This is a genomic window from Aquimarina sp. I32.4, from assembly GCF_002924285.1.
Taxonomy (GTDB): Bacteria; Bacteroidota; Bacteroidia; order Flavobacteriales; family Flavobacteriaceae; genus Aquimarina.
In genome coordinates this window covers 1-14,445 of sequence record NZ_PGUB01000062.1, presented here as the reverse complement: position 1 = coordinate 14,445, position 14,445 = coordinate 1, and the positions used below count along the sequence as shown (strand labels likewise).

The following is a 14,445-nucleotide window of genomic DNA, read 5'->3' as shown; positions in this document are numbered from 1 at the left end:
TTTAAAATTTTAAAATATCTTCTCCCTCTTCTTCATTACTTTTTAAGAAATGACCAAAATCATTTAGTTCTTTATAATCAATTTCATGATTCAATCCATAATCTGATGGTGTATATTCTTTAGTTCTTTTGTTAACACAATGTGTTATTATTTCTTCTAAATTGATAATATATTGACTTGCCAATTCTTTGATAGTTTTATGGTCGTATTGATTTGTTGAATAACTCCAGAGTAAATCTAGTTTCCCTTGGGATATTGAGCTATCTATTTCTAGTTTGTTAGTAAATGGATAGTTTTCTCCTATATTATTGCCTGTTAATTCCTTTGCTCCTTCTAAGTCCAAATTATTATTGCTTACAACATCATATTGTCCTAAATAATTAAATACTATATCCCATTTATCTCCATGTAAGCTTTTCCTCATATCTTCTGAAGGGTGCATATATCGTAATAACCCATATCCGATCCCTTTTTTAGGAATAGCTCTCAATTGTTCTTTAACTGATTTTACTAGATTTCCTTCTGATATACCTTTCTCTAAAGTCAATTTTATTGGATATAAACTGGTAAACCAACCAACAGTGTTAGTTATATTTATTTTTTCCGAGATATGTTCTCGTCCATGACCTTCTAAACAAATTATCGTATTTAGATTTTTTGACCAGTCACTAATTGTTTTTGCCAATGCACTAAGCAGAATATCATTAATCTGAGTACTATATGCTTGATTTGTTTGTTTTAATAAATCGTTTGTAGATGAAGGGCTTAGACTTACAGAAACTCTCTGTACACTTTTCATTGTTGGGGTTCCTGAATTTTTATCAGTTGGTAGTGGTATATAATCTTCTATTGTACGTTTCCAATATTTTTGCTGTAATTCTATTTGTCTCGTTGTCACATGATCTTGAAGTATTTCTATCCATTCTCTATAAGAACTACTTTTTTCTCCAAAATCGATAGTTTCTCCAGATGATAAAGCGGTTAATGATTTTCTAATATCATCAAAAATAATTCTCCATGATACCCCATCAATTGCTAAATGATGTACAACAATAAATAGTCTATTTTTTATTTCAAATGAAGGTGTCTTAATCAAAACTACTTTGATTATTTCTCCATTTTCTATATTTAAGCTTTTTTGATAACCTTCACATAGCTTTGTAATTTCTTCATATAATACATTGGTTGAATTGAAATGACTTAAATCAATTATTTCCAGACTATCCTTATACTCTTCATAATTTTGATGTCTTTTTCCATCTATAATTTTATATGAAAAACGTAACGCATCATGATGCTCTATTAATGCTCTAAATGTCTTTTCATAAAAACTATCAACAAGGTCTTTGTCTGTTTCAATTAGAACTTCTTGATTAAAATGGGATACTTCAACATAATCTGTTTCAAAAAACCATTTTTGAATTGGAGAAAATAGAGACTTACCAATCAATATTCCTTGTTCAGACTTGCATAATTCAGAACTTAGCTTAACTTTCTTTGCTAAAGTTGATATAGTTGGAGATTGAAATAAATCTAGTGGTTTAAGATTATAATTAAATTCTTTTAAACGACTAACTACTTGTATACTTATAATTGAATCCCCTCCTAATTCAAAATAATTATCGTATACCCCAATTTTGTGAACCTTTAAAAGTTCTACCCATACCTCGACTAGTTTTTTTTCTATTTCGTTACGGGGGGCAACATAATTATTAGAAGTGATTAATGTGTCATCAAAATTAGGTAATAACTTTTTATCAACTTTTCCATTAACCGTTAAAGGAAGCTCATCTAATTCGATAAGTATTGAAGGAATCATATAACTTGGTAATTTTGTTTTTAAATATTCAATTACAAGTATCTTATCATAAAAATTTTCGGGGACCACATAAGCGATTAACCTATTATTTTCATACTGATCTTCTGTTAACAATACAACACTCTGATTTATTAAGGGGGATTCGAGAAGTATACTTTCAATTTCACCAAGCTCTACACGGTTACCTCGTATTTTAACCTGATCATCTATTCGCCCAATAAATTCTATATTACCATCTGGCAACCATCTACCTAGATCACCTGTTTTATATAATTTTGATTGGTTTTTCTTTTCTGAAAAAGGATTTGGTATAAATTTATCATCAGTTAGATCAGGTAAATTAAGATATCCTCTTGCTAGACCATCACCTCCAATTAATATCTGACCTGATACTCCTATAGGAACTAATTTATTAAATAGATCAACGATATACACTTTTGTGTTAGGCATAGGTTTCCCTATAATATTAGATTCAAAAGATATTATGTTTTCATAAAATATTGCATCTATTGTAGTCTCTGTAGGACCGTAATGATTATTGACTTTTACATCGCGCAGTTTTCTATGAATATCAGTCACCAAACTTTGACTCAATGATTCTCCACCAAAACAAATTCGATCAAGTGCTTCTAATTTTGTATTATCTTCTTCTAATACATTTATTAAACTTATTAAATAACTTGGAGTTCCCTGAATCAGGGTGACTCCTTCTTTATCCATCAACTTTATTAAAGATGTGGGAGAGTTAATTTGATTATCTGTTGGAATCAAGATACTTCCCCCTATAACTAATGGTAGAATTAGTTCTAATAAGGAAATTTCAAAAACATAGTTTGTAAGAAAACATGTTTTTACATTTTGATCCAAATTAAGGATATCTACCTCACTTAAAATACGACTACGAAGGCTTTCATGCGTAAGCATTACTCCTTTTGGTTTTCCAGTTGACCCAGACGTATAAATTACGTAAGACAAATTCACACCTTTCAAATCTCTACTTGGTGTAGTAGTTGGCTCTTGTAAAACGGTAATATTATCATCAACTAATAGAATTTCTAAATTGCTATATGATACGAATCGAGAATTGTATTCTTTATTAGTAAGAATCAGTTTGGTATTAGTATCTGACATCATATAATCTAGACGCTCTTGAGGACTATTTGGATCAAATGGAACGTAAGCTGCTCCCGATTTAAATATCCCTAAAAGTGCTATAACAATATCAAAAGATCTATCTAAGCATATAGCTACAATAGATTCTTCTTTGCTATTTTTCTTTCTCAAATAATTCGCCAATTGATTGGCTCTATCATCTAATTCTTTGTAAGTAAGGGAACTCCCATCAAAAGTCAACGCAATACTTTCTGGCGTTTTTTTTGTTTGATCTTCAAATAATTCAATCACTGTTTTATCCCTAGGATAAATTACGTCTGTATTATTAAAATCTAATACTAATGTTTGCACCTCTGGAGGTGTAAGCATTTTAAGATCATTAATAGGTGTTGTGAGATCAGAAACTATTGAACATAAGAGTTCATTATAGTGCGCCATCATCCTTTCTATAGTTTCGGGCAAGAACAAATCACTGCAATATTCTACCTTAACTTCTAATTTATCAGAAGATTGAACCACGTTAAAAGTTAAATCAAACTTAGAAATTTGATTACAAAAAACTTGCTCAGACATCTCCAAATCACTTAATAAAGACTCTGTTTGAAGAGATATCTCTTCCATATCTAATACAAAGAGAACTTGGAATAAAGGTGTACGACTTAAGTCCCTTTCTTGTTGCACGGTTTTTACTATTTTCTCAAAAGGAACATCTTGATAATCAAAACTTTCTAAAACAACTTCTTTTACCCTTAAAAGTAAATCTTTAAAACTAGGGTTTCCGCTCAAATCAGTACGCAAAGGCAATGTATTTACGAAATATCCTATAGAAGATTCTAATTTCGAATTATTCCTGTTACTTACAGGGCTTCCTACACAAATATCTTCTTGTCCGCTATGTCTATATAATAAAACTTTAAAGACACTCAAAAGGGTTGTAAAAAGAGTGCTCTTACATGACTGTGATAAAGATTCTAATTGAAACCGTATTGTACTATCAATATTAAAACTTGAAGTATTCCCTCGGTTACTTTGTACTGGAGGACGTTCTTTATCGGTAGGTAAGTTTAAAAAACTTACTCCACTAAGTTTATTTTTCCAATAAGACAACTTATTTTCTAAAACTTCTTCGTTTAAGTAGTTTCGTTGCCAAATTGAATAATCGGCATATTGAATTGGTAACTCTGGTAGAACAATAGTATTTTTCCCCTTAAAAAAGTTATAAAAAGACAAGAACTCTTTAATAACAATAGGTATTGACCAACCATCAGATGCAATGTGATGCACTACCAAAACCAGTATATGTTTAACCTCAGAAATCTTTATTAAAGATATTCTTAACATATGATCCGAAGACAAATTAAAAGGGATGTTAATTTCTCTTTTTATAAAAATATTAGGATCTATACCGTTAGAATTATCAATATATTTTAGTCCCTCCCAATTGTCTTTCTCTAAAACTAACTGATTCGCTACCCCATTTTTCTCTATGAAAATGGTTCTTAATACTTCATGCCTATTTATTATTTCTTTAAATGAACGTTCAATTATATCAATATTCAAAATACCTTCTAAGCAAATCGTAGAATACATATGATAATGCAAACTCCCTTCTAGTTTATCAATAAGCCATATTTGTTCTTGAGAAAAAGACAAAGGTATGTGAGGTGAACGATCTTCATATGAACTAATTTCTGGCAAAACATCCTTTTCCTTATATGAAGTAATTATTTTAGATAATGCAGAAATGGTAGATTTTGAAAAAACATCCTTAATAGAAATTTCCTTATTAAATTCATTTCTTATTTTAGAGACAACTCTTATAACTAATAAAGAATGTCCTCCTAACTCAAAAAAATCATCCTCAATACCTACTTTTTCAATATTCAATACTTCTTCCCAAATTTTCACAAGCCTACTCTGAACAAAATTCGTTGGAGCTATGTAAGAATTAGAAAATACCTCTGATGTATCAAGATCTGATAAAAACTTTCTGTCAATCTTATTACTAGTATTTAATGGTAGCTTTTCAATTGTTATTAACAAGGAGGGAATCATGTAATTAGGTAATTGAGATTGCATAAAACCTCGTATCTTCTCCTTATCGTAATTCTTTTCTGGTACAATGTATGCGATCAAACGCTTGGTCTCATCAAAATCTTCTTTAACAACTATTGCACATTGATTAACCAAGGTTGATTTTTGTAAAACAGCCTCTATTTCATTTAACTCTATTCTATATCCACGTATCTTAACCTGATCATCTGTTCGTCCAACAAATTCTATATTACCATCTGGCAACCAAAAAGCTAAATCACCAGTACAATATAATTTAGCTTCAGACTCTCTATATATTGGATTATTAATAAATTTTTCGCTTGTAAGTTCTGGTTTATTTTGATAACCTCTTGCTACTCCTTTTCCCGAAATACACAATTGGCCAATTACTCCAACTGGAACTAATTCCTGGTTTTTATCTAATATATATATCTCATTAGTGCCATATGGCTTTCCTATCGGAATAGTCCCTTCTCTTTTTTGTATATCATATATTGTTGCGATCACAGTAGTTTCTGTAGGACCATAAGTATTACATACTTTTATATTAGCAAGACTATTATTTATATACTCAGTTTTTAAAATATCACCACCACTAATTATTAACCTCAAAGAGGTGTAATCTGCAAAAATTAGATTAAGTTCTTTTAAAAATAGTGGTGTTGTACTTAGAATAGTAGCTTTTTGATTTTCTATAAGTTTAACCGTCTCAAATATATCTTTACCCCCATTTCGAGATACTAAAAGACACCCTCCTGCTATTAAGCAAGGGAATATTTCTTCAATATGGGTATCAAATGAAATAGAGGATTGATGAATCACTCTATCATCTTCTATTAGGTCAAATTTATCATTGAAGGTAGTAACATAATCCAACAAGGAATAATGTTCTATTAAAACTCCTTTAGGTTTTCCAGTTGAACCAGAGGTATAAATAACATAAGCTAAATTCTTTGAAGAAACTAAGTTTTTAGAATTATATTCAGGATAGCTATCACATTCACTCAAAAAAATTTCTATCTCTGATTCATCTAATATCGTTTTACATCCGCTATCCTCAATTATGTAATTACACCTATCCTCAGGGAATTCAGAATCTATTGGTACGTAAGCACCTCCCGACTTTAGGATGCCTAATATCCCAATTATCAACCATTCACTTCTTTCAATTCTTATCCCTATCAAATCATCTGATTTGATAGTATATTTCTCTCTCAAATAACTACCTAATTGGTTTGACAATCTATTAAGAGCATCATATGTATATTCTTTTTCTTCGAAAACTAGGGCAACGCTTTTGGGGTTATTCGCTACTTGTTCTTCAAACAAATCGATAATTGTGGCATCCTTATAAGGGAACAACTTATCTGTCTTACTAAAATTTGTTAGTTGTTCCTCTTCTTTCTTTGAAAGCATTGAAATATTACCAATCTGCATTTTAGGATTTTCGACAATTGACGATAGAAGTTGTTTATAATGCTCCATCATTTGTTCAATTGTAGTTTGTAAGAACAACTCACTACAATAGGTTACCCCTATATCTATACCATTACTAGTTTCTGTTAAATTAAAGGTAAGATCAAATTGTGTAGTTTCTTGTGAAAAATGCTCATTTGAAAATGTGATATTTTCCATATCTGTTTCTTCAAAAACTTCATTGTTTTGTAAAACAAACATTACATCGAATATTGGATTACGACTAAGGTCTCTAGATTTTACAACCCTATCTACAATTTTTTCGAATGGTACATCTTGATATTTATAAGCTTCTAAAGTGGTGTTTTTTATCTGTGTTAAAAAACTTTTATAACTAGGGTTATTACTTAGATTACTTCTCAATGCTAAAGTATTTATAAAGCACCCTATTAAAGGCTCTACTTCTAACCGAGTTCTATTTGCAATAGGGCTTCCTACACAAATATCATCTTGACCGCTATATCGATATAACAAAATCTTAAATACGCTCAAAAGAATCATAAAAAGGGTGGTATCTTCTTTTAATGCTAATTTTTTTAGTTTATTCTCAAGGAGTTTATCAATTGAAAAATTAAGAGTATTACCTTTATTACTCTGTAAAGAAGGTCTTTTAAAATCTGTTGGTAAATTTAAAGGTTCGACATTTTGCAACTTATTTTCCCAATATTGCAACTGATGTTCTAATAAATCTTCGTTTAAATAACTATTTTGCCATAGTACATAATCTGCATATTGAATTGATAACTTATCTAGTTTCGGTAAGTAATTTTTGATTTTTGATTTATATAGCTCTGAAAATTCATTAATTAGTAAATTCATGGACCATCCATCAGAAGCAATATGGTGAACTACCATAATCAAAATATACTCATTAGGAGTAATTTCAATTAACTTTATTCTAATTGGCAGATCCTTGGATAAATCAAATGGCTTACTTATTTCATCATTTATAAGATCTTTTAACACATCTTTTCTTGAAAGATTCAGTTTTTGTATCTCTGATAATTTACTTTCTTTATTTAATATTTTTTGATATAATTTACCATTAATTTCTTCATAAATAGTTCTAAGTATTTCATGACGATCTATAATATCCTCAAGTGAAGATTCTATTTGACTGAAGTTCAGCTCTCCTTGTATTTTTAAAACTATTGGAATGTGGTAGTTTACACTACCTGTCAATTTATCTAAGAACCACAAACGCTCTTGAGCAAAAGATAATGGTATTAGTGACGGCCTACTATATACCTCAATTTCAGGAAGAATAGATTTATTATTCTTATCAGCTTCAATACTTTTTGATAGTGAAAATATAGTAGGCAATTCAAAAATTTCCTTTATACTAATTTCAACAGAGAATTGTTTTCTTATCAGAGAAACTAATCTTACAACTAAAAGCGAATTCCCTCCTAAATCAAAAAAGTCATTATGAATACCAACCTTTTCTATTTTTAATAGTTTTTTCCAGATATGTACTAAATCTATTTGTATCTCATTTTCTGGAGTAACATGATCAGCATTTTTGTTTTTTGTTACAGTCTTCAATTCTTCTAATAATTGTTTCCTATCAGTTTTTCCGTTGCTGTTTTTTGGGAAAACTTTTTTATATGAGTAGGATACAGGAATAAGGGATATTGGTAGGTGTTGTTTAAGAAAATATTTAAGTTCGTCTTCTACAATTTGTTCCTTAGTTTTTAAGCTAGTGACCAATTTATTGGTTTCTTTACTATAAAAAACAACACAATCTTCAATCCCTGGGTATTGAATAATAGTAGATTCTACCTCATCTAGTTCGACCCGAACTCCATTTATTTTTACTTGATAATCCTTTCTACCTTTAAATATGTAATTTCCATCTTCTCTAACAAAGGCTATATCTCCTGTTTTGTATAATAATTTATCGATGCCTTTTAGCAGAGGGTGTTCAATGAAGTTTTTTTCTGTCAACCCCTTATTTTTATAGTACCCTAAAGATCCATATTCTGTTCTAATATATAATTCCCCAGTATTACCTTGCTTTACAGGCATTAGATTTGCATCCAAGAGAATAGCTTTACATTCAGTAATTGGTTTTCCTATGGCAATAGGTCTTTTTTGATCTAACATAAAATCAATGGTATAACTGAATTTAACCATTGTTGTTTCAGAAGCACCATAGAGGTTAATTAAACTCACCTTATTTCCAAAAATATGATACCAATTTTTAATATCTTCTTGATACAAACTTTCTCCTGACAAAAGAATATATTCGAGTTTGTTCAGTTTTTGATCGTGATAAGAATCAAGTAATTCACGAAACAAACTGGGAACACAATGAACTATATTTATTTCATTATCATTGATCCAATCAACTAATTGGTCGACATGAATCATTCCTTCTATTTTCGGAGGAATATATAGTGTGCCCCCAGAGCATAGAGGTAGAAAAAGGTCTCTCAAAAAGGCATCAAATGTATGCGAAGTAAGCTGACTTACCTTAAGCTTATTCTTAGGGTTTAAAAAATTAATCTCCCAGTTAATGAAATGATTAATTCCCTTAAAAGCCCCTAAAATTGCCTTAGCCTTATTAGTAGAACCAGAAGTAAAATATATATAACACGGATCTAAAGAATTTAATTCAATAGGATAAATTTGATCTTTTTCAATCTTATTTTTATTAGAAATAAAAATATCTTCTTCATTTAGTTTTAAATCATTATAGAAGGTGAGATCAAAAAAACATACCTTAAACTTACACTGCTTAACATTTTTTCTAACCTTTTCAAATCTATCTTTGCTTAATTGATCAAGAATAATCCATTGAGGTTTATATTCTTCTAGTAAAGCTTCAATGTTTTTATCAGGAAAATCAAGACTTATAGGAACAAATATTTTTCCAGACTTAAAGACTCCCAATAATGATTGGGAAGCTACCAAGGAAGAGGTCGTAAACACAAAACATAGCTCTTCTCTTGTATCAGAACCGAAATATTGTAAATAACCTGATAACGTATTAGTTTTTTGATCTAATTCTTCGTACGTATAAGATACTGTAGAAGAGACAATAGCCAATTCATCTCCATTATTATTTACATTTTCTCTAAATAGATCAATTATATTATCAAATTTCATTATGGGTTCTTATTTTTCGTATTTATTTATTGAATTTTTTCAAATTATGCAGACATTGAAACTAGTATTTTTCGCTTTCCTTCAAATGGAGTTCTACCATGAGCAGCAAGAACATTATCTACAATCATTAAGTCTCCCTGATGCCAAGGAAAGGAAACTGTATTTTCTTTGGTTACTTTTCTAATTTCTTCTAGCATCTCAATAGGTATATTGCTTCCATCACCAAAACAAACATATTGAGGCATAGAATGATAATCATCTTCATAGATCTCCATCAACGCCTCGTACACTTCTGGCGAATTTGTTGATGGGTGAAATTGATCTGCTTGATTAAACCAAACATTCTCATTCGATTCTGGATGTTTAATAATCGCACTTCTTTGCTGAATTAGCTTTAAATTATCATCTCCTGTCCATTCAAATAAAGTGTTCTGAGTTTGGCAATATGCCTCTATATCTTGCTTGTTTTGTGTTTCAAAAGTATCTTGCCATGATGGTCCGACTCCAGTACCTCCATGAAGATTTCTTATATATTGAATTCCTTTTTCTTGAAAAATTGTTTTTATCGTATATGAAAGATCATTCAAAATCTTACGGCTATCAGCAATTACAGTATGTCCACCAATTAATGCAGGGGTTTGACAGCAAAAAAACAGGTGCCTTGGCCAAATATGAGAGTAAGAAAGTTCATTATGTAAAGAAATAAAAGTATCTGAAGGGTGTTCTGTAGAGGTATATACCTTTCCTTTCAATTTAGTCCTTGGCGAATTTCCATCAACGTAATCAAGGGGTTTTCCTGGGAAAGCCGATACACACTCCTCCAATTTATCTACATCATCTACTTTAAAAGATTTGAATAGAACTGCTCCATGCATTAAAAGTTTATTCTTAATATCAGTGTAGTTTTCTTTCAAAAAATCTGGCAAAAATTTCGTGTTCGATTTATCATTACTCCATATGTATGGGAAATTCTCTTCTATATTCATAGTATTAATAATTTATTTTTTGTTAAAAGATTGATTTCTTGCAATGATGTCCAATGGATCAATAACCTTTAAAGGATAGAATGTTTTTTTTGCGTTTTTGGTTAATAAGTGTATCTCTGTACATCCTGAGATAATTCCATTTACATTATATTTTGTAGCAAGTTTTATTAATTCATCTATAATCAAAAGAGGATTTTTTCCTAATTTTAAATGCTTGTAAATCAAACTATGAAACACTTGTTGATCCTCATCTGTCAAAAAACATAGTTGATCACTTATTCTATTCCATTCCAGATGAGATTCAATGATTTTCATTTTTCTCGTTCCTGTTGTTGATAAAAATAAATAGGTTCCCTTTTCTTTAATTATATTTTCGACTACGACATCTACCAAAGAAATAATTCTATCTTTATAATAACTTGACAAAAGTGGAACCACGTGATGAATTGTGAAACAGCATAAAATATATTTGATAACATTGTATTTACTCAAATCTTCTAGTATTGTTAATAAGCGATCATAGATTATTTGTGCATCTCCTTTCATAAAACATGTTGATCTATCTGGCATTGAAGGATCCGAATAATGCAAAATAAATGGCGCCTTTTGCTCGCTAAAGTTGTAGGGGTAATACTGGTATATTCTATTAACAAATTCTGCACTTGCCAATGGTCCCATTCCTCCAATAATTGCTACAACCTCACTTTGATTGGTTACATTCATAGTATCTGTAATTGATCTAATCATTTAAAAAATCCATTAGTATATCTTTCTGCTCTTTCTGCTCGGCTTTTGATAAAAAATTCAATCCCGAAATAGTATTTAGTGGGGTAAAAAGGACTTCTTTTAACAATTCTTCATAGTGCATTGCCATATTTTGAATTCTACTATGACTAAACATTTTTTTATTGTATCTATAAACTCCCTTAAGAGCATCTCTTTCCTCAATTATATAAAGTGTGATATTTGATTTAGATGGTATTTCTAATTCATTAATTGGATCAATAGTTAACCCTTTTAATGCTATAGACTCTATTGTAGGCAAATTCAACATATTAAATACTACATCAAACAAAAAAGCCTTGTTTGATTGTCTTTTTACCGATAAAACTTCTAAAATTTTTTCGTAGGGAATATCTTGATAAGAGTATGCTTCTATCGTAGTTTTTTTCACTTGTTTTAAAAAAGATAAAAAATTAGGATCACCACTCAGATCACTGCGTATCGCCAATGTGTTTAAAAAACATCCTATTAATGGTTCTAACTCTTTCTGAGTTCTATTGGCAACGGGACTACCTATACATATATCATTTTTTCCTGAGTACTTATATAGGAGTATTTTGAAAATTGATATCATTACCATAAACAAAGTCACATTCTCTTTTTGACAAAAAGCCTTTAACTGTTTGCTTAGTTTTTTATCAATTGTAAAACTTACCACTCCTTCAACATCTTTTTCTTCTTTGGAATTATAATCCTTTGGCAAATCTATTGCCTGTACTCCAGAAAGTTTTTCCCTCCAATAATCCAATTTTTTATCTATACTACTTTCTTTTAAATAAGTATCTTGCCAAATTGCATAATCAGCGTATTGGATTGGCAATCTTTGTAGAGAAGTAGGTCTATCTTCTATTTTTGCTTCATATAACTCTATTAATTCCTTTACCAAGATATTCATAGACCACCCATCAAAAGCTATATGGTGTAACATCAATATCAATATGTTACGCTCTTTTGATTCCTTAATAACAGTAGCTCTCAACATCATATCACTTTCTATATGAATCGGCTTTTTTATTTCTTCACTAATTAATTGTGATAAACTATTTTTATCTAAAATTTTTGGGCTTTCTATATATTCTAAAGTCCAATCATTCATTGGTTTTATATATTGATAAGCTCTTCCGTTATCCTCTTTATAAACAGTTCTCAGAACTTCATGCCTGTTTATTATTTCTTGAAAAGAAGCTTCCAGAATCTGTACATCAAGAACTCCATTTAATCTTAATGCTAGAGGTATATGATGTGATATACTACTTTCAATTTTATCTATATACCACAAACTTTTTTGCGCAAATGACAATGGGATTTTTAATGGTTTTTCTTGACATTTAATAATAGGAAACTGAGGTTGTGTATTTTTTGTTTGAATGATATCGGATAGCGACTGGATCGTTGAGTTTGTAAATATTTCATTGATCTCAATGTTTACATCTAGTTCCTTTCTAACTCCAGAAATCAATCTAGTTGCTAATAAAGAATGTCCTCCTAACTCAAAGAAATTATCCGTTACACCTATATTATCAACATTAAGTAACCGTTCCCATATAGAAACAAGTTGTTGTTCAATATCATTGATTGGAGCAACGTATTGTTCCTTTAAAAAATCTTTGTCCTCTAAAGCAGGTAGTAATTTTGTATCAATTTTACCATTAGGTGTTAATGGAATTTCATTGACAATGATAAAATAACTAGGTACCATATAGTCCGGCAAAATCAAACGCATCGAGTCTTTTAGTACATTTTTATTAAGAGTAGTATCACTAACTAAATAAGCAACTAACGTGTTTTGTTGGTTATGTTCTTTAAAAACAACAACTGCTTGTTCTATACCTGACTCCTTAAGCAATATGTTTTCAATTTCACCTAATTCAACCCTATATCCACGAATCTTTACCTGATTATCCTGTCTTCCCAAAAATTCTATAGATCCATCAGACAATCTCCTACCGATGTCTCCAGTACAGTACATCCGTTCTCCTTTTATAAAAGGATCATCTAAAAACGTCTCTTTTGTTAGAACAGGCCTGTTCAAATAACCACGGGCAACTCCAATTCCTGATACATATATTGTACCTGCTACACCTTTTGGAGTTAATTGTAATTTAGAATCTAAAACATATATCGATAAATTAGCTATAGGACTACCAATAGGGACAGAAATTCTGTTAACATCAGAAGGCTTTACTTCGTATGTAGATACACATACAGAACATTCTGTTGGACCATACGCATTAAAATATCGTATCTGTTCTGATAGTTCTGATGCTTTTTCAACTCGTGCTGACTCTCCTGCTGTGATCAAACACCGTAATGTTAAAAGATCAGGACTAGATAATAAATCTAAATAACTAGGAGGGAGCGTAGCAATAGTAACATTTGTTTCTTTTATCAAACGTACAAAGTTATCCGTATCTTTTCTCTCTTTCTCTGTAGGGATAACCAAGGTGCCACCACTATATAAAGCCAACATGATTTCAAAAACTGAAGCATCAAATGCAATAGATGAAAACCAAACAATAACATCTGTGCTAGCGATATCAAATATGCGCAATTGATCAGTGGACATATTAAAACTACTACCATGCTCAACCAAAACACCATTAGGTTTTCCTGTTGACCCTGAAGTATAAATTACATATGCAAGAGTATTCGAAGTTATTAGTATACTAGGTAATACTGATGAATATTCAGAATGGACTTGCTTAAAACTTTCTAATAAAACATTATTAAGAATAAATACACAGTTACTGTCTTCTTTTATGAAATTAATCCTTTCGACTGGATAATTGGGATCTATAGGAAGGTATGCTCCTCCTGTTTTTAAAATTGCCAAAATTGATATAATGACCCATTCAGTCTTTTCTAATTCTATACCAATCAAACTTCCTTCCTCGATTGGATAATACTCTAATAAATAATGAGCCATTTGATTAGAGAGAATATCCAATTCCTTATATGTGAGTTCGCGTCCTTCACAAATAAGCACCTTATTTAATGAGAAATTTTCAACACTTCTCCTAAAGGCATCTATAATCGTCCTATCAAAAGGGTAATCAACTGCTGTATCATTAAAATCATGAATCAACTCCTTTTCTTCTACTG

General features: G+C 30.4%; 4 protein-coding genes. All 4 read right to left on the bottom strand.

Features of this window, described 5'->3' with window-relative positions; translation table 11 throughout:
* Position 1 precedes the first annotated feature (1 nt).
* Positions 2–9,574, bottom strand: a complete 9,573-nt coding sequence (locus tag CVD18_RS14030; RefSeq protein ID WP_103866071.1) for a non-ribosomal peptide synthetase — start codon at positions 9,572–9,574, stop codon at positions 2–4.
* A gap of 44 nt (positions 9,575–9,618) precedes the next feature.
* Positions 9,619–10,560: a TauD/TfdA family dioxygenase gene (locus CVD18_RS14025; protein ID WP_103866070.1), complete on the bottom strand. Its 942-nt coding sequence runs from the start codon at positions 10,558–10,560 to the stop codon at positions 9,619–9,621.
* A gap of 12 nt (positions 10,561–10,572) precedes the next feature.
* Positions 10,573–11,307, bottom strand: coding sequence for an aspartate/glutamate racemase family protein (locus CVD18_RS14020; RefSeq protein ID WP_103866069.1), 735 nt, complete (start codon positions 11,305–11,307; stop codon positions 10,573–10,575).
* Positions 11,300–14,445, bottom strand: a 3,146-nt coding sequence (locus CVD18_RS14015; RefSeq protein WP_146052795.1) for a non-ribosomal peptide synthetase, incomplete at its 5' end; no start/stop codon positions are given. The genes CVD18_RS14015 and CVD18_RS14020, both read right to left, overlap by 8 nt.

Bases quoted from the DNA above. Each gene is read 5' to 3' on its own strand.
- CVD18_RS14020 (WP_103866069.1), bottom strand. From the start codon at position 11,307: ATGATTAGATCAATTACAGATACTATGAATGTAACCAATCAAAGTGAG.
- CVD18_RS14030 (WP_103866071.1), bottom strand. From the start codon at position 9,574: ATGAAATTTGATAATATAATTGATCTATTTAGAGAAAATGTAAATAAT.
- CVD18_RS14025 (WP_103866070.1), bottom strand. From the start codon at position 10,560: ATGAATATAGAAGAGAATTTCCCATACATATGGAGTAATGATAAATCG.